Annotated in this window: 14 protein-coding genes; all 14 read right to left on the bottom strand. The window is 64.6% G+C overall.

Annotation, left to right across the window (positions count from 1 at the left end):
• Positions 1 to 21: 21 nt before the first annotated feature.
• Positions 22 to 1404 (bottom strand): DNA repair protein RadA, encoded by a 1383-nt coding sequence (gene radA, locus H4O11_RS00180; RefSeq protein WP_182337410.1) that lies wholly within the window; start codon positions 1402 to 1404, stop codon positions 22 to 24.
• Positions 1405 to 1526: 122 nt separating this feature from the next.
• Positions 1527 to 1865 (bottom strand): cytochrome o ubiquinol oxidase subunit IV, encoded by a 339-nt coding sequence (gene cyoD / locus H4O11_RS00175; RefSeq protein ID WP_182337409.1) that lies wholly within the window; start codon positions 1863 to 1865, stop codon positions 1527 to 1529.
• Positions 1865 to 2503: a cytochrome o ubiquinol oxidase subunit III gene (cyoC, locus tag H4O11_RS00170; protein ID WP_182337408.1), complete on the bottom strand. Its 639-nt coding sequence runs from the start codon at positions 2501 to 2503 to the stop codon at positions 1865 to 1867. The genes cyoD and cyoC overlap by 1 nt, the downstream gene beginning before the upstream one ends.
• Positions 2500 to 4497: a cytochrome o ubiquinol oxidase subunit I gene (gene cyoB / locus H4O11_RS00165; protein WP_182337407.1), complete on the bottom strand. Its 1998-nt coding sequence runs from the start codon at positions 4495 to 4497 to the stop codon at positions 2500 to 2502. Before cyoB ends, cyoC begins: the two co-directional genes overlap by 4 nt.
• 2 nt (positions 4498 to 4499) lie before the next feature.
• Positions 4500 to 5564 carry a ubiquinol oxidase subunit II gene (gene cyoA, locus H4O11_RS00160; protein ID WP_182337406.1) on the bottom strand — a complete coding sequence of 355 codons (1065 nt, stop codon included), beginning with the start codon at positions 5562 to 5564 and terminating at the stop codon, positions 4500 to 4502.
• Between the two features lie 351 nt (positions 5565 to 5915).
• Complete coding sequence (locus H4O11_RS00155; RefSeq protein WP_182337405.1) at positions 5916 to 6920, bottom strand: 2-hydroxyacid dehydrogenase; 1005 nt, start codon at positions 6918 to 6920, stop codon at positions 5916 to 5918.
• Positions 6921 to 6970: 50 nt separating this feature from the next.
• On the bottom strand, positions 6971 to 7165 hold the full coding sequence (locus H4O11_RS00150) for a hypothetical protein (protein ID WP_182337404.1): 195 nt from the start codon (positions 7163 to 7165) through the stop codon (positions 6971 to 6973).
• Positions 7162 to 7458 (bottom strand): type II toxin-antitoxin system HigB family toxin, encoded by a 297-nt coding sequence (locus H4O11_RS00145; protein ID WP_182338362.1) that lies wholly within the window; start codon positions 7456 to 7458, stop codon positions 7162 to 7164. The genes H4O11_RS00150 and H4O11_RS00145 overlap by 4 nt, the downstream gene beginning before the upstream one ends.
• Positions 7436 to 8626, bottom strand: coding sequence for a CaiB/BaiF CoA transferase family protein (locus H4O11_RS00140; RefSeq protein ID WP_182337403.1), 1191 nt, complete (start codon positions 8624 to 8626; stop codon positions 7436 to 7438). The genes H4O11_RS00145 and H4O11_RS00140 overlap by 23 nt, the downstream gene beginning before the upstream one ends.
• A 122-nt stretch (positions 8627 to 8748) precedes the next feature.
• On the bottom strand, positions 8749 to 10629 hold the full coding sequence (locus H4O11_RS00135) for a glycoside hydrolase family 127 protein (RefSeq protein WP_182337402.1): 1881 nt from the start codon (positions 10627 to 10629) through the stop codon (positions 8749 to 8751).
• Positions 10626 to 12884: a formylglycine-generating enzyme family protein gene (locus H4O11_RS00130; protein WP_246333194.1), complete on the bottom strand. Its 2259-nt coding sequence runs from the start codon at positions 12882 to 12884 to the stop codon at positions 10626 to 10628. Before H4O11_RS00130 ends, H4O11_RS00135 begins: the two co-directional genes overlap by 4 nt.
• Positions 12853 to 13806 (bottom strand): ribokinase, encoded by a 954-nt coding sequence (locus tag H4O11_RS00125; protein ID WP_182337401.1) that lies wholly within the window; start codon positions 13804 to 13806, stop codon positions 12853 to 12855. Before H4O11_RS00125 ends, H4O11_RS00130 begins: the two co-directional genes overlap by 32 nt.
• The gene (locus tag H4O11_RS00120) at positions 13803 to 15101 is read right to left on the bottom strand and encodes a serine hydrolase domain-containing protein (RefSeq protein ID WP_182337400.1); all 1299 of its coding nucleotides are present in this window, start codon (positions 15099 to 15101) and stop codon (positions 13803 to 13805) included. The genes H4O11_RS00125 and H4O11_RS00120 overlap by 4 nt, the downstream gene beginning before the upstream one ends.
• Before the next feature lie 107 nt (positions 15102 to 15208).
• On the bottom strand, positions 15209 to 17386 hold the full coding sequence (locus H4O11_RS00115) for a TonB-dependent receptor (RefSeq protein ID WP_182337399.1): 2178 nt from the start codon (positions 17384 to 17386) through the stop codon (positions 15209 to 15211).
• Positions 17387 to 17495 lie beyond the last annotated feature (109 nt).

Raw genomic sequence — 17495 nt, 5'->3', positions numbered from 1 at the left:
GCAGCGGGGCATGGCCCCGCTCTACCGGCCGGCCGCTTCCAGGGCTTCGGACAGGCGCTCCACGGCAATCACTTCCATGCCCTTCACCGTCCCGCCCTTGGGGGCGTTGGCCTTGGGCACGATGGCGCGCTTGAAACCGTGCGTCGCCGCTTCGCGCAGGCGGTCTTCGCCATTGGGCACCGGGCGGATCTCGCCGGACAGGCCGACCTCGCCGAAGGCAATGGTCTTCTCCGCCAGCGCGCGGTCCTGCAGTGAAGACAGCACCGCCAGCAGCACCGGCAGGTCCGCCGCAGTTTCCTGCACGCGGATGCCTCCGACCACGTTGACGAACACGTCCTGATCGCCCACCACCACACCACCATGGCGATGCAGTACCGCCAGCAGCATCGCCAGCCGGTTCTGCTCCAGTCCCACCGCGACCCGCCGCGGGTTGGACAACGGCGAGGAATCCACCAGCGCCTGCACTTCCACCAGCAACGGCCGGGTGCCTTCACGGGTAACCATCACGCATGAACCCGGCTGGCGCGTGCTGCCACCGGACAGGAAGATCGCCGACGGGTTGGAGACCTCTTTCAGCCCCTTGTCGCCCATCGCGAACACGCCCAGCTCGTTGACCGCGCCGAAGCGGTTCTTGAACGCGCGCAACAGGCGGAACCGGCTGCCGCTTTCGCCTTCGAAATACAACACCGCATCCACCATGTGCTCCAGCACGCGCGGACCGGCGATGCCGCCCTCCTTGGTGACATGCCCGACCAGGAACACCGCCGTGCCGGTTTCCTTGGCGAAGCGCACCAGCCGCGCCGCGCTTTCGCGCACCTGGCTGACCGAACCCGGTGCGGCAGTCAACGATTCGGTCCACAGCGTCTGCACCGAATCGGCCACGATCAGCCGTGGCTTGGCCTTGCCGGCGTGCTGCAGGATGGTTTCCACGCAGGTTTCGGCCAGCGCGTTGACCCCTTCCAGCGGCAGCTCCAGCCGGTGCGCGCGGCCCGCCACCTGGGCCAACGACTCTTCGCCGGTGACGTACAGCACCGGCAGTTCAGCCGCCATCAGCGCCACCGCCTGCAGCAACAGGGTCGACTTGCCGATACCGGGATCGCCACCCACCAGCACCACCGCGCCTTCGACCAGGCCACCGCCCAGCACGCGGTCGAACTCTCCGATGCGGGTCGTCACCCGCACATGGTCGGTCTGTGCCACGTCCTTCAGCGCGGTGACCTTGGGCGGATCGACCTTGCCGGCCCAACCACCGCGCCGCGCGGCCGGCGCGCTGGCAGCGGTGGCGCTTTCCAGCACGATCTGCGACAGCGTGTTCCAGGCATTGCACTCGGTGCATTGCCCCTGCCACTTGCTGTACTCGGCGCCGCATTCGTTGCAGACGTAGGCGGTGCGGCTCTTGGCCATGTCGATCCTGTGTACACGTTGGATGGCGAGCATAGCCGAGGCCGGTCGCAGCCGCTGCGACCCAAACAGAAAGGCCACCCCGGGGGTGGCCTTTCTGCAGTGCAGGCAACGTCGCAACGACGTCAGTGCATCATGTGCACGTTCATGTTGTGCATCACCCACAGGGTGCCGGCGACGATGATGCCGATCACCACCACGGTGAACACCGCAGCGTTGACGTTCCAGCGGCTTTCCGAAGAACGGTCCAGGTGCAGGAAGAACACCAGGTGGACCAGCATCTGCAGGACCGCGCTCACCGCGATCACCACGCCGCTGACGGTGCGCGAGAAATCGCCCGACATCACCATCCAGAACGGAATGACGGTCAGGATCACCGCCAGCACGAAGCCGATCAGGTACGACTTGACGTTGCCGTGGCTCTCGCCGCCGGCGCCGTGGTCGTGTGCGTTGTCATGTGCCATTACAGCGCTCCATTGAGGTAGACGACGGAGAACACGCCGATCCAGATCAGGTCCAGGAAGTGCCAGAACAGGCTCAGGCACGCCAGACGCGTCTTGTTGGTGGCGGTCAGGCCGTTCTGCTTGACCTGGATGAACATCACCAGCAGCCACAGCAGGCCGGCGCTGACGTGCAGGCCGTGGGTACCGACCAGGGCGAAGAACGCCGACAGGAAGGCACTGCGGTCCGGACCATAACCCTGGTGGATCAGGTGGTTGAACTCCCAGACTTCCATGCACATGAAGCCGAAGCCCAGCAGCCAGGTGATGCCCAGCCACAGGTACATCTGGCCAACCTTGCTCTTGTGCATGGCGATCATGCCCAGGCCGAAGGTCAGCGAGGAGGTCAGCAGCAACGCGGTTTCCCATGCCACGAAGGACAGTTCGAACAGGTCCTTCGGGCCGGGGCCACCATCGGTGCCGCCTGCCAGCACCACGTAGGTGGCGAACAGCGAGGCGAAGATGAGGCAATCGCTCATCAGGTACACCCAGAAACCGAAGACGGTGTTGCCGCCGGTGTCGTGGTGCTCGTGGTCGTCATGGCCATGGGCCGCCGCTTGCGCGGCGTGCCCGTGGTTCACGGTAGCGGTATGGGTGCTCATGCCTTCAGCTCCGACTTCACCAGGCCCTGGGCTTCCAGGTGCTTGCGGTGTTCGTTTTCGATGCGCTCCACCTCGGCGGCCGGGACCCAATAGTCCACGTCCTTGTCGAAGGTGCGGTAGATGAACGTGCCGATCATGCCGACCAGGCCGATGATGGCCATCCACCAGATGTGCCAGATCATCGCAAAGCCAAACACCATGCTGAAGGCACCGATGACAACGCCCGTGCCGGTGTTGCGCGGCATGTGGATGTCGCTGTACTTCGCCGGCTTCTGCCAGGCCTCACCACTCTGCTTGCGCTCCCAGAAATCGTCCAGGCCGGTGACCTGCGGCAGCGTCGCGAAGTTGTAGAAGGCCGGCGGCGAGGAGGTTTCCCACTCCAGCGTGCGGGCATCCCACGGGTCGCCGGTCAGGTCGGCATTCTTCTTGCGGTCGCGGATGGAGACGGCCACCTGGATGATCTGGCACAGGATGCCGGCGCCGACGATGAACGCACCACCGGCCGCGATCAGCAGCAGCGGCTCGTAGGCCGGGTTGACGGTGCTCTGCAGGCGACGGGTCATGCCCATGAAGCCCAGCACGTACATCGGCATGAAGGTCACGTAGAAACCGATGAACCAGCACCAGAACGCGGCCTTGCCCCAGGCTTCGTTGAGCTTGAAGCCGAACATCTTCGGCCACCAGTAGGTGATGCCCGCGAACATGCCGAACACCACGCCGCCGATGATGACGTTGTGGAAGTGGGCGATCAGGAACAGGCTGTTGTGCAGCACGAAGTCGATGGCCGGGATGGCCAGCATCACGCCGGTCATGCCGCCGATCACGAAGGTGATCATGAAGCCGATGGTCCACAGCACCGGAGAGGTGAAGTGCACGCGGCCGCGGAACATGGTGAACAGCCAGTTGAAGATCTTCACGCCGGTCGGGATCGAGATGATCATCGTCGTTATGCCGAAGAAGGCATTGACGTTGGCACCCGAGCCCATGGTGAAGAAGTGGTGCAGCCACACCAGGAACGACAGCACGCCGATGGCGCCGGTCGCATAGACCATGCCCTTGTAGCCGAACAGCGCCTTGCGCGAGAACGTGGCGATCACTTCGGAGAACACGCCGAACGCCGGCAGGACCAGGATATAGACTTCCGGGTGGCCCCAGATCCAGATCAGGTTGATGTACAGCATGGCGTTGCCGCCACCATCATTGGTGAAGAAATGCGTGCCCAGGTAGCGGTCCAGGGTCAGCAGCACCAGGGTGATGGTCAGCACCGGGAAGGCGGCGACGATCAGCACGTTGGTCACCAGCGCCGTCCAGGTGAAGATCGGCATCTGCATCAGCTTCATGCTGGGCGTGCGCATCTTCAGGATGGTAATGAAGAAGTTGATGCCGCTCAGCGTGGTGCCCAGGCCTGCTACCTGTAGTCCCCATATGTAGTAGTCCATGCCGACGCTTGGACTGTACTCGATGCCCGACAAGGGGGGGAACGCCAGCCAGCCGGTGGCGGCGAACTCACCGATCCACAGCGACAGCATGATCAGCACCGCACCGGACACGAACAGCCAGAAGCTGAGCGAGTTGACGAACGGGAACGCAACGTCGCGCGCGCCGATCTGCAGCGGCACGGCCAGGTTCATCAGGCCGGTGATCAGCGGCATCGCCACGAAGAAGATCATGATCACGCCGTGGGCGGTGAAGATCTGGTCGTAGTGGTGCGGCGGCAGGTAACCCTCGGACCCGCCGACGGCGATGGCCTGCTGGGTACGCATCATGATGGCGTCGGAGAAGCCGCGCAGCAGCATGACGAAGGCGACGATGATGTACATCACGCCGATCTTCTTGTGATCCACCGAAGTGAACCACTCCTTCCACAGATAGCCCCACAGCTTGAACTTGGTGACCAGCCCGACGACGGCCAGGCCACCAAGCACCGCACCGATCAGCGTCGAAAGGACGATCGGGTCGTGGGGGAGCGACTCAAACGAGAGTTTTCCCAACATGTTCATTCTCCCGAGCCCGCGTGACCGGCATGGGTGCCGGCGGCGTGCTCGTCTGCAGTGTGTTCGGCGTGTCCGGCATGCTCGCCCGGCGCCGCAGCGTCGTGGCCCTCATGCGCATCATGGCCAGCGTGGCTGCCATGCGCGTCGTGCGCACCGGCGTCCCCGGCATCGGCCGGCGCGGTGTGCGCATGCTTCATACCGTAGTGCTGGTTGTTGCCCATGTGCTTGGCGACGACCCAGTCGAACAGGCCTTCCTCGACCTGGCCGTAGTAGGTCACCGGATGCCAATCGGCATTGCGGTCCGCACCCAGCGCGTTGAACGAGGCCTTGTCCAGGCTGTCCTGGCCGGCACGCACCTGGTCCAGCCACTGGCGGTATTCCGCATCGGTGACCGAATAGGCGGTGAAATGCATCTTGGCGAAGCCCGCGCCGCTGTAATGCGAGGACATGCCCGGGAATTCACCGGTCTCGTTGGCGATCAGATGGAGCTTGGTCTCCATCGCGGCCATCGAGTAGATCATGCTGCCCAGGTGCGGGATGAAGAACGCATTCATCACCGTGTCGGAGGTCAGCTTGAAGTTCAGCGGGGTGTTCACCGGGAACTTGATCTCGTTGACCGTGGCGATCTTCTCTTCCGGATAGATGAACAGCCACTTCCAGTCCAGCGAGATGGCCTCGATGGTGACCGGCGGCACATCCGATTCAATCGGCTTGTAGGGGTCCAGCGCGTGCGAGGACCGCCAGGTCAGCACGGCCAGCACCAGCACGATCATGCAGGGGATCGACCAGACGACGACTTCGATCGCAGTGGAATGCGACCAGTTCGGTTCGTAACGGGCCTTGGTGTTGGACGCGCGGTACTTCCACGCGAAGGCCAAGGTCATCACGATCACTGGAATGACCACCAGCAGCATGAGCACGACAGCCGTGATCAGCAGCGTTTTCTCGTCGTGGCCGATCTGGCCCTTCGGATTCAGGATGGCCGTGTTGCAGCCGGTGAGGAACACCGCCAGTGCCAACAGCAGGCCCGGACGCAAATAGCGTCCAAGGGTTTTCAACGGAATCATCGGTCGATCCAATTGCGAGGGAATGCCGCCCCGCCCTGCCCTGTCCGGCCAAAAGCCGGCCCGACCGGTCTTGTGGGACAGGTTGGGAATACGGGGGAGGAGTCAGCCTTCCAATTTTAGGCCGTCACCGACCATTTAAGAAAGGCATTGACATTGATCTGACGCAGTTTCCGGCGTTTTTGGCCTGCGACACGTTGTCGCAGCGTCGCAGTTGCCGCGATATTGCGCACTTTCCTGCGCTGGGCCGGGCACGGGCACAGCCACCACCAGTCCCGGCCCCGGCACCCTACCCGCTCACCGTCGGCCGTGCAACGCCCCTTGGCCAGGCCCGCCAAGGCCGGCAGCCCCTCCTCAGTTAGCGGAAATGCGGTTGGGACAGGCCGTTCCGGCGGCGAAGTGGGCCAGGTTGTCCAGCGTGGTCTCGGCGATTTCCTGCAGCGCTTCGGCAGTGAAGAAGCCCTGGTGCCCGGTTACCAGCACGTTGGGAAAGGTCATCAGGCGCTGGAATACGTCGTCGTCGATGATCTCGCTGGACCGATCCTGGAAGAACAACGCGTTTTCCTGTTCATAGACATCGATGGCCAGCTGGCCGAGCTGGCGTGACTTCAGCGCGTGGATCACCGCGTCGGTATCCACCAGTGCGCCGCGCGAGGTATTCACCAGCATCGCCCCGGGCTTCATCAATGACAGCGACGCCTCATCGATCATGTGCCGGCTCTGTTCGGTCAGCGGGCAATGCAGCGACACGATATCCGAATGTGCGAGCAAGGCTTCCAGCGTGACAGCCGTCCCGAGCGCGTGGAGCGCAGGCGAGGGAAACGGATCATGGCCCAGCACCGTGCAGCCCATGCCATGGAAGATGCGCGCCGTCGCCAGGCCGATCTTCCCGGTGCCGACGATACCGACGGTCTTGCCATGCAGGGTGCGGCCGAGCAGGCCGTCGAGCATGAAATTGCCCTCGCGGACGCGGTTGTAGGCCCGGTGCGTCTGCCGGTTGAGGGTCATGACCAGTGCCAGCGTGTGTTCGGCCACCGCTTCGGGCGAATAGGCAGGCACGCGCGCTACGAACAGGCCCAGCCGTCCGGCCGCCGCCAGGTCGACGTTGTTGAAGCCGGCGCAGCGCAGCAGGACCGCCCGGACACCCAAGGCATGCAACGCCTGCAGCACCCCGGCATCCAGCCGGTCGTTGACGAACACGCAGACTGCCTCGCAATCCTGCGCCAGCGCCGCGGTGTGGTCATCCAGTGCTGCATCGAAGTAGACGAACTCGGCCCCCTGCCCCGCGCCATCGCGCTGGCTGGCCGCGTCGAGGGAGCGACGATCGTAAGGGCGCGCACTGTAAACCGCGATCTTCATGGAGACAGCCTGTCCGGACGACATGGGTACAGCCTACCAAGCCAGCAGGCTCAGGCGCCGATCAGGCTTTCGGCCGGTGCATCGATCGGGTACCGCTTTGCCTCATAGGCCTCGACAAGCGTCGCAAGCACGTCGAACCGATCTCCTTCCTCCGTTCCGGGCTCAGGCTCGCGTTCGAAGTACGCCGACAGTTCAGCGAGCGCAGCGAGATATTCCTGTTCATTTCGCACGGGGTGGATATTCATGGGGCTCCCACGATGACAGCATCGATCTTGTCGTACTCGGCATGCGTACCGACAAACTTGATGTATACGGATTGAAACCGATAAGCCAGCGCAACGATCAGCCGGTAATCGTTGCCCTTGATATTGAACACCATGCGGTTCCTGCCGACAAATCTCGCGCTTGCGTAGTGACCACGAATGTCCTGCGGTGTGAGCCAAGCGGCATGCTTGGCTTCGTCATACCAGGCTTTGAGTGGCTGTTCGGACGCTGGCTGCCACTCCCGGGTGGAGTCACCCTTCGGACGGCGCCTCAGCCAGCGCGTTGACCGCCGCGGTGTCCTGGTCCAGCGCGGGTGCGGCGAACGGTTGCGGCCCCGGGGTGCGGCCGAACACGATCGGGCGGGTAATGCCCCGGTAGCTGCCCAGCAGCGGGTGTTCCAGCGAGGCAACCATGTCTTCGGCCAGCACCTGCGGATGATCGAACATGTCTTCCACCTTGCGTGCGGCGGCGCATGGCACCTCCTCGCCGAACAGGGCTTCCCATTCCAGCGCGGTGCGCGTGGCCAGCGCGGCATGCAGCTGTGGCAGCAGTTCGGCTGCCTGCACGGCGCGCTTGCGTACGCTGTCATAGCGCGGGTCGGTCGCCAGCTGTGGCAGGCCGGTGCGTTCGCACAACGCCTGCCAGAAGCGTGCCGTGTTGGCCGATATGTACAGATGGCCTTCAGCAGTAGGATGGATGCCGGTGACGCCACCGGAGCGCATGTCACGCCCCACCGCAGCGGGTTCGCCTTCGGCCCAGATCATCCGCGCCGATTGCATGGTCAGTGCGCTGCGCAGCAGCGACACGCCCACGAACTGTCCCTCGCCACTGCGTTCGCGCTCATACAGCGCCGAAGACACACCAGCGGCCACCAGCGCGGCGGCGTAGTAGTCCACCACCGAGCCATACAGGATTTCCGGCGCCCCCCCGGCCTTGCCCTGCATGGCACACATGCCGGTCATGGTCTGCAGCACCTGGTCATAGCCGGCCTTGTCCTTCAAGGGGCCCTGCTCCCCGTAGCCGGTAACCGAGCAGTACACCAGCCGCGGATTGATCTTGTGCAGGCTCTCGAAATCAATGCCCAGGCGCACCGGTACATTGGGCCGGAAGTTATGCACCAGCACGTCGGCCTCACGCACCAGGCGCATGAGCACCGCGCGTTGGTCCGGCTGCTTGAGGTCCAGCACGACGCCACGCTTGGAGCGGTTCACCCCGAGGAACGCCCGGCTTTCCGGTTCCAGCGTCGAGGGATACCGGCGCAGGTTGTCGCCGACAGGGGGCTCCACCTTGATCACTTCGGCGCCCTGGTCGGCCAACAACGTGCAGCCGTAGGGACCGGCGATATAGGCACTCAGGTCCAGCACCCGGATGCCGCTCAACGGTCCGGTCGGGCCCTCGCGGCGGGCGATGGCAAAGGGAGAGGGGCTGTTGCTTCCGGTCATGGTCAGTGCACTCGATACCTTGGTGGCAGTTTCCTCCCAGCGATCAGCAGGAAACAGGTCGCGGGGGTATTTTCAGCGTGGACAAAAAACACGCTGCGCCGGTATCACCAGCAACGGCAGGATCACCGGTGGTCCCCCGGACCCGGGCACGCCGGTGCCAGCGACAGCCAGCTCAGCCGCCAGCTTCCATCTTCGCGGCCGCCGCAACGGTAGTAGGGCTCGAACTGCAGCGGCGCGCGGTACTGCAACTGCATCGTGACCACCGGCCCCTCCCCGCCGTCCTCCCCCACCTGCAGCCATTGCGACGGCGGCGCATCCGGCAGGCGCAGGGTTTCGTCGGTCTTGTAGCCATCGACCAGGCGGGTGGCATACACCAACGGGCCCAGGCTCAGGCCGACATATTCCCAGCGCAGCACTTCCTGTGCCACCGGCGAACCATCCGGCGCGCGCGATTCCTGCACATTGATGTTGGCGGCACGGTGCAACCGCGGCTGCATCGGCAGGCCCACACGGATGCTGTCGCCGGCCTGCCAGCAGCGCCGCAGCTGCACGAAACCATCGTCCCCTGCTTCGACGGGCTGGAATTCGCCATTGATCGCGATGCGTGCGTCCTCGGCCCAATCGGGAATGCGCAGGCCGATGCTGAAGACGGCGCCGTGCTCGGGCCGCACGTCGATATCGATGGTGCCATCGAACGGATAGCGGGTGCGCTGTTCCAGGCTGACCTTGCCGGCGTCGGCGTGCACCAGCACGGCCTTGCCCGGGCCGTACAGGTTCACCCGCAACCCACCGTCGGCAGCAATGCCGTATGCGATCTGCGGCAGTTCTTCCACCGCCATCGCGCCGCTGGATTTGCAGCAGCGCCAGTAGGTGGTATGCACCCGCTTCCCGTTGGGAAAGGTGTAGTAGCACCAGTCCTCGCCGTTGGGTGCCATCGCCGCCAGCAGGTCATTGTAGGCCGTGCGTTCCAGCTCGGCGGCATGGCGCGCGTGGCCGGTGATGGCCAGCAGTTCGCGGTTGAGCTGCATCCACGCCAGTACCGAGCAGGTTTCCACGTAGGCCTGCGGGAAGAACGTACGGGGCGCGTTGAACACTTCGCGCGAACGATGGGCAACGCCACCCGACGGGCCGCCGCCCAGCGTGAGGTGGTGCTCGCGGATGCTGCGCCACAGGTTGTCGACGGCCAGGCGATAGTCGGGATTGCCGGTAGCCTTGTACAGCTTGGCCAGGCCGACCAGGTTCCAGGACAGCTGGTAGGCCTTGCCGGTGGCGATGAAGGCAGCGTCCTCGCCGGCTAGGCCCTTGTCGAGCAGCGCCAGGCGCGGGTTCGCATTGGCCTGCTGCAGGATCTTCTCGGCCAGTGCCAGGTAGCGTGGTTCGCCAGTGGCCAGGTACAGGTCGGCGGCCGGATCCAGCAGCACCGTGGCCGACATGCCGTGGTGGTTGCCCAGCGTGGTGATGTCGATGCCCGATTCCAGTGCCTGCCAACACAGGTCGGCGATGCGACGCGCGGCGTACAGGTAGCTTTCGTCGCCCAGCGCGCGCCAGGTTTCGAGGAAGCCCAGGATCAGGTAGCTGTGCGTCCAGATATCCCAGGTGCGCAGCGCCGGTTCGCCGTTCCAGCTCTCCGGCAGGGGCGGCTGCGGCACGGTGAAACGGCGGTCGGCGGCGTAAGTACCCAGATAGCCATCGGCGTCCTGCTGGCTGAGCAACCAATCGGCGACACGCCGCAGGTTGGCCTCCAGTTGCGCCTGCCCGCCCTGCGCAACGGCGCGTGCGGTGGCCGACAACCACTTGCCGGCATGTTCGCCATACCAGTCGCCTTCCTGGTTTTTCTGCTTGTGCGCCTGGCCGAAGATAGTGATCGACGGGCTGCCTTCATCGACGATGAAATGGCTCAGGCGGCCGCTGCGGTTGGCCGCCAGCATCTGCCCGAACAGGCCATCGAGCTGCACTGCCGATGGCGTGACCAGCTGCTGGCCACAGGTGATGGGTGCGCTCATGCCGCGTCCACCACGCAACGGAAGCCGAGCATGCCGCTGCGGTCCTTGGCGGGTGCCATCAGCAGGTACTTGCCGTGCTGGTCCAGGCGGTAGGCCTGGGGGAAATACCAGTGCGAGGTCTGCGGCTGGTAGCTGGAGCCACCACGCAGGACCGCCGCGCGGGTATGGTCATCGATGAACTCGTCGGTCCACTGCCAGACATTGCCGACCAGGTCCTCCACGCCGAATGGACTGGCCCCCTGTGGATGTGCATCCACGTCGGCCGGTGCCAGCACGCGGCGGCCACGGTTCACACGCGGCACGCGGGCGTCGTCCCAGTCATTGCCCCAGGGATAGGTACGGCCGTCATGGCCCTGTGCGGCGTATTGCCATTCCCATTCGTGCGGAAGGCGCTTGCCGGCCCAGGCGGCGTAGGCACGTGCATCTTCCAGCGACACCCACACCACCGGCTTGTTTTCCCAGCCAGCACGCGGCGCGCCCTCCCGCCAATGGGCAAGGAAGTTGATGTCGTCGGCCGGGTGATAACCGGTGGCATCGACGAACTGCTTGAACTGTGCGTTGGTCACCGGGTAGCGGTCGATATGGAACGAGGCCATCTGCATCAGCTTGCGGTGGTGGCGACGCGGGCAGTCCTCCCACGGAAACTGCACGTCCTGGCCAGCCCAGTTGAAGCCTTCTATTTCCACCCCGCCCACGGCGAACACGAAGTCCCCCGCCGGAATGGTGACCATCCCGTGCGGTGCGATCGGCTGCGGCGGCGTGGCAGGGATCTCGCGCAACTGCTGCGCCATGGCCTTCCAGGCAGCCGGATAGCTGTTGAGCGGCTGTTCGGCGCGCTTGGCCGCGTGCGCCAGGAAAGCATCCAGGCCTTCCACCGATGCACCCGGCTGTACGCTCAGCACCGCACCGAAGCCACGCGCCTCCATCGGCAGCTCGATCACGGCCACGCCGTGGCGCACCACCGGCGACAGCTCAACGCCGTGCCACACATCGTAGTAACGGGTGCCGTCGACATGCGCAAGGCCGATCTGCTCGCCGTCCACCGCGTATTCGTTGCGGTTGATCAAGGTATGCAGGCACACCCCGTCCACCGGGAACCTGCTGGCGAAGATCCCGCCCTGGTAGCAGACCTGGTACGGCTCCCAGTCCATCGCCACGATCAGTTGCGGGAACTGCCGGTAGATCGCCGCCATGCGGCGCAGTGTCTCGCCATCGCGGGCGGTGAATGCGTTCCAGATGCCCCAGATGTTCTCCCAGGCGTTGTAGCCGATGCCGTTGAAGAAGCAATACTGCAGATCGTGGTTGCGGTTGCGGCCCCAACGGTTCTCATAATTGACCATGTGGCGCGGCTCAAGCCACTTCCACTTGGATACCGGCGGCACCGGGCCATCCGGGGCCTTCTTGCCCCAGCTCTGCACGTTCCAGATCAATTGTTCTTCCGAACTGATGGTCGACTCCGGCTGCACCACCACCGGATTTCCCAGTGCATCGCAGGCATCGAAGAACGCGCGCGGCACGCCGTTGAAGGTGTCGCCGTTGATGCCATCGGCACCGGTTGCCTTGATGATTCCAGCCAGTCCATCCCAATGGCTGACGCCCGGGTCACGGGTACCGTGGTCCCATGGTTTGGCCGGCAGGAACACCCGCACCCCACGCGCCTGGAATGCCTGCACTGCCGCCTTCAGGCCTTCCAGCCCCCCGGGCAGGGTGTGGGCGAGATCGAACTGGTTGCGGTCATCGATGCCGATGTTCGGGTAGATGTACCAGATCAGCACCGAATCCAGGCCGCCGAAGCGCGCGACCAGATCATCCAGGTACTTGTCCACCGTGTACCGTGCGGTATCGACATCGAAGAAATAACGATCCTCGACCATCATCTGCGCATGCACGAAGTTGCGTTGCGCCCACTGCAGTTCCGGCCGGCGATAGTTCACGTCGGTATAGCCGATGCGGACCAGGTGCTCGCGGCGCCAATCCTTCAGTTCGGTCAGCCAGTCAGCGGCGCTGCCGTTGGCATCGATCATCCAGCTGCCGATATCGGCGAACGGCCACGCCGGTGCCTTGCCTGGCGTCGGCAGGTAGCGGCCGGTGGTTACATGCGAGAACTTGTACTCGGTATTGACCGCCTCGCGCCCATGGTCAGCTGCCTCGTTGTCGTAGTCGGGGGTTCGATAAGGCGTGGTCATGAACGGAACATCCAGCAGGTAATGGAAAGGAGAAGCATCACGGCGCGCACCATGCCGCAAGCGCGGCATGGGCGTCGGCATCAGGCGTTCGCGAGGTGTCCGACAGCAGCGCCTCGACCTCGGCCAGGGTGGGAATGCTCGACTGCGCACCCAACCGGGTGCAGGCCAGTGCCGAAGCAGCGCTGGCCTGGCGCAGCGCCTCCACCACGGATGCGCCGTGGGCGAACGCGGCGACCAGCACGCCGCAGAACGTATCGCCGGCTGCAGTGGTATCCAGTGGCTCGACGCCGAATGCAGGCTGCACCCGGATCTGTCCAGCCATGCGCGCCAGGCTGCCACGTGCACCCAGCGTCACGATCACGCACGGCACCGGCAGCCGCGCCAGGCCGGTCGCCAGGTCCGGTGGGTTGTCCGCTACGACCTGCAGCTCGCCTTCGTTGACGATCAGCACGTCCAGCAGGGACAACAGCTCGCCGGACAGTGCTCGTGCCGGCGCGGCATTGAGCGCGACCTTGACCCCGGCTGCCCGTGCAGCGCGCGCGTGTGCCAGCACGCTGGCCATCGGCGTTTCCAGCTGCAGCAACAGCCATCCAATGCCGTCCAGCGCAGGAAGGTGTTCACCACGCAGTGCCATGTTGGCACCAGGGGCCACGGTAATCGCGTTCTCGGCGCTGTCGGACAGGCAGATGAAGGCGGTGCCGGTTGGCAACGCGGCATCGCGCATGACGTGCAGCACCACGCCGGCATCACGCAACGATGCCTCGATCGGCCTGGCAGCTTCGTCCTGGCCCAATGCCAGCAGCATCTGCGTCTGCGCACCGCCTGCGCGGGCGCAGGCGACCGCCTGGTTGGCCCCCTTGCCACCCGGGAACGTGCTGAAGTCACGCCCCAGCACCGTTTCACCTGGAGCCGGAACGTGCGCGGCACGCACCACGAAATCAAGATTGGCCGAGCCGGCAACAAGCACCATGGGGCGGACTGCATCGGTCATGGTTCCATCGCCTCATCTACCAGGTTGTAGAACGGGGTGCTGACGCGTGGCAGGTCGTCCTTTCCACCGGGGAGATACTGCAGCATCAGGATCGCCACCACCTTCCTGGCCGGGTCGATCGTGTAATAGGTCGAAGCGGCGCCGGACCAGCCGAAGGCCCCTGCCGATGCGGTCCGCCCCTTCCCTGCCGGATCCAGCAATACCGATCCGCCCAGGCCGAAGCCCTCGGCATCACTGAATTCGGTGACCGGGCGGGGCAGTGCGGTATGCACCAGCTGGTTGCGCATCATCAACGCGACGGTGCCTGGCTTGAGCAGGTGCATGCCATGGTACTCGCCACCGTCGAGCAGCATCTGGGCAAACCGGGCATAGTCCGCGGCACTGGAGTACAGCCCGCCCGCACCACTGCGATAAGGCCGCAAGGCGATGCCGGGATGGCGCGCATGCGCCTCATCGGCCAGCACCAGGTCACCTTGGGCATCCATGGTGGCCAGGTCGGCGACGCGTCCGCGCTGTGGCCCAGGCACCTCGAATCCGGTGTCGCGCATGTCCAGTGGGGTGAAGATGCGTTGCTGCAGGAACGTCTCGAACGGCATGCCACTGGCCACTTCCACCAGCCGCGACAGCACTTCGGCGGACGTACTGTCATAACGGAAGCGCGTGCCCGGTTCGGACGCCAGCGGCACCCTGGCCAACCGCACGCTGTAATCGGCCAGCGTGGCGGCATCGCGTACATGCTGCCGGTCCAGCAGCTGCGTGGCGGCCTCGAAGCCTTCGCCGCCGGCAGCAAAACCGGATGTATGGGTGAACAGGTGGCGTACCGTCAGCGTATTGGCCACCGGGCGCAGCTGCGGCGCGTCGGCACTGCCGCCGACGAACAACTGCAGCCGGGAAAACTCCGGCAGGTGGCGCGCCACCGGATCATCCAAGTCCAGCTTGCCCTCGTCCATCAACATCAGCGCCGCCACCGAGGCAACGGTCTTGGTCATCGAATAGATGCGGAAGATGCTGTCGCGCTGCATTGGCCGGGTGTGTGCCAGGTCCTGCCAACCGTAACCGGCGGCATGCACGACCTGCCCTTCATGCATCACCAGCGCTACCGCGCCGGCATAGCCCTGCGCGCCGGTCGCCTCGCGAAGAAAGCGGTCCACCTTCGGCAGGCAAGGCGAAGCCGCAGGTTCCGCAGGGGCGCACGCCACCGCGCTGCCGCACACCAGCATCAACAGCACGCCCGCACCGAACCGGCGTCTCCGGCGTGGGCAGGTACCGGCCTGCCCACCTTGGAACCTGTACATCCGCTCTCCTGTGTATCCAGCGCGACAGCCTCGTCGCGTCAGGGTAAGCCAGAAACGGGGAAACGGCGCCGTGGCAAGCCTGCAGCGCCGCTCCTCCGTTGCAACGATCAGAACTTGAACGTGTGGGTCAGCGAAACCATCCGGCCGCGGCCGGCGAAGTAGTTCTGCCAGCCCGGCAGCTGCGACCAGGTCAGCACGTACTGCTTGTCGAACACGTTCTCGATGCCCAGCGACAGCTGGCCGTAACGGCCGGTGTCGTAGTTCATGCTGAGATCCCACAACGCGTAACCGTAGGTGTCCTCTTCGTTGAGATACACGTCGCCGTTGGCTGGATTGACGAACGTCTCGCGCAGGTCGCGGCTGAAGGTCCTGCTCACGCCCAGCGTGGCGTCGAAGCGCTCGTTCGGGGTCCAGGTCAGCGAGGCGTTCACCTTGTCCGGCGAGATGTCGAGGATGCCCATCTCCTTGCTGAGGCCGGACCCTTCGTAGTATTGCGTCTGGCCACGGATGCGCGAGTACAGGAAGGTGGCCTTCCAATGATCATTGAAGGTCCAGGCACTGTTGAGTTCGATGCCTTCGATCTCCACCGGGGCACGGGTAAGGATGAAGTCTTCGGTGGCTTTGTCGATGGTCAGGCTGGAACCAAAATCGGAGGTCGAGCGGTATGCCGACACACCCAGCTGGCCCCTGGCGCCCCGCCAATTGAAGCCGATCTCCTTGTTCTCGGTGATCAGCGGCTGCAGGTCGGCGATGCAGGAAACGGCCTTGCACGGGCTGTTGGCCTGGATGTTGCGCAACGGGATGCCGACGTTTGCGATGCCGAATCCTTCCGAGTACGAAGCGAACACCGACCATTCATCGCTGATGCGCCAGATCGCACCGAAGTTGGGCATGTTGGCGTTGTAGTCCATCTTGCCGCCCTGCACCGGGGTGAAATCCCGGTAGGCGGTGGTGGTATAGCTGTCGATCTCCAGTTCGCCGTCTTCGCGACGGATGCCGGCATCCAGCGTCACCGGCCCGATGTCCCAGCTCAGCTGGGCATAGGGGGCGATGCTGGTGTACTTCATCGGTGGAACCCACACGCGGTTGGTCAATGCCAGGCGCTGGTCGGCCGTGTCCTCCACCAGGTCCAGGCCAGCGCGCAGGCGCAGGCCTTCGACCTTGAACAGATCGTTGTAGGCGTAGCCAAAACGCAGCCCCTTCTTCTCGGAATTGATCTCCGACTGATCCCAGATGAGGTCGGCGTCGGCCGGCGGTGGCTTCACCAACTGGCGGTCGGCGCCGTTCTCGGGCACATAGCGCATCGCCTGCTTTGCCCAGTAGGCATCCACGCTCAGGTCGCCACCGAAGAAATCGGCATTGGTGTACTTGACTGCGGCCTGCTCGAAATCATTGAACTCAGCCAGTGCACCGGCGATGGATCCCTTCTCGGCGGTATTGGTGCTGGGCACCGGGCACTCGACGGGATCGAAGCGACAGCCTTCGACCGGGATGTAATTGTGCTTTCCGCCGATATGGAAATTGCTGTAGCTGGCCTGGATGCGCTGCATCTGCCCTTCGCCGAAGTTGTAGCCACCCTTCAGGAACAGGTTCTTGCTGTACGAATCGGAAAGCGAGCCGGAGGTATTCAGGCCCACGCGGCGGCCATCGCCGTCATAGGCGATGCCACGGTCGATATAGGCGCCACTGACCAGAAAATCGGCCGAATCGCCCTTGTAGGCGTGGGTGATGCCGATCTTCGACTGTGCGCTGTCGTCCTTGAACTGGCTGCTGTAGCGGGTGGTCACGGTGGTCTCGTGGCCTTCCACCTGCGGGTCCTTGGACAGATAGTTGATGACGCCACCGGCGCCACCAATGCCTTCGGCAGCCGACGGGCCGTTGATGACTTCGATCCGGCCGATCACCCCCATATCGGTGAACGTGCCGTTGCGGCTGCCTTCGCGCAACGGCGAGCCCTGCGGCACGCCATCGAACAGGCGCAGTGCGACACGGCCGCGCAGCGTTTCACCGCTGTTGCTCATCGCCTGCGAAGACTCGGAATAGCCCGGCACCATGCGCGCCAGCACCGCGGTGGCATCTTCGGTGAGGTTGAGAGTGCGCTGCACCTGCTCCTGGTTCACCAGGGTGACTGCTCCGGGGACTTTGTCGATCGCGACAGGGGTGCGGCTGCCGGTGACGATCACCTGGTCCAGATCGGTGGCGGCGGTGGTGTCCTGGGCCAACGCCGGATTGATGGCGCTGGCGAACAGTGCTGCGCTGATGGCCGCAGAAAGTGGCTTGATCATTCGTCTCTCCCCCCGATATGGAAATGCGGGACAGCCGGCCGGGGAGCCGTCGCCACCGATAAGAGCACTGGGCTCCCGTTCTCTTCATCCGGTCCGTGGCCTGCCTTGC

Source organism: Stenotrophomonas tumulicola (assembly GCF_014117215.1).
Lineage (GTDB): Bacteria > Pseudomonadota > Gammaproteobacteria > Xanthomonadales > Xanthomonadaceae > Stenotrophomonas > Stenotrophomonas tumulicola.
The sequence above is the reverse complement of the archived record's forward strand: the minus strand, read 5'-3'. Positions and strand labels throughout refer to the sequence as shown.

Bases quoted from the DNA above. Each gene is read 5' to 3' on its own strand.
- radA (WP_182337410.1), bottom strand. From the start codon at position 1,404: ATGGCCAAGAGCCGCACCGCCTACGTCTGCAACGAATGCGGCGCCGAG.
- cyoD (WP_182337409.1), bottom strand. From the start codon at position 1,865: ATGGCACATGACAACGCACACGACCACGGCGCCGGCGGCGAGAGCCAC.
- cyoC (WP_182337408.1), bottom strand. From the start codon at position 2,503: ATGAGCACCCATACCGCTACCGTGAACCACGGGCACGCCGCGCAAGCG.
- cyoB (WP_182337407.1), bottom strand. From the start codon at position 4,497: ATGTTGGGAAAACTCTCGTTTGAGTCGCTCCCCCACGACCCGATCGTC.
- cyoA (WP_182337406.1), bottom strand. From the start codon at position 5,564: ATGATTCCGTTGAAAACCCTTGGACGCTATTTGCGTCCGGGCCTGCTG.
- H4O11_RS00155 (WP_182337405.1), bottom strand. From the start codon at position 6,920: ATGAAGATCGCGGTTTACAGTGCGCGCCCTTACGATCGTCGCTCCCTC.
- H4O11_RS00150 (WP_182337404.1), bottom strand. From the start codon at position 7,165: ATGAATATCCACCCCGTGCGAAATGAACAGGAATATCTCGCTGCGCTC.
- H4O11_RS00140 (WP_182337403.1), bottom strand. From the start codon at position 8,626: ATGACCGGAAGCAACAGCCCCTCTCCCTTTGCCATCGCCCGCCGCGAG.
- H4O11_RS00135 (WP_182337402.1), bottom strand. From the start codon at position 10,629: ATGAGCGCACCCATCACCTGTGGCCAGCAGCTGGTCACGCCATCGGCA.
- H4O11_RS00130 (WP_246333194.1), bottom strand. From the start codon at position 12,884: ATGCCGCGCTTGCGGCATGGTGCGCGCCGTGATGCTTCTCCTTTCCAT.
- H4O11_RS00125 (WP_182337401.1), bottom strand. From the start codon at position 13,806: ATGACCGATGCAGTCCGCCCCATGGTGCTTGTTGCCGGCTCGGCCAAT.
- H4O11_RS00120 (WP_182337400.1), bottom strand. From the start codon at position 15,101: ATGTACAGGTTCCAAGGTGGGCAGGCCGGTACCTGCCCACGCCGGAGA.
- H4O11_RS00115 (WP_182337399.1), bottom strand. From the start codon at position 17,386: ATGATCAAGCCACTTTCTGCGGCCATCAGCGCAGCACTGTTCGCCAGC.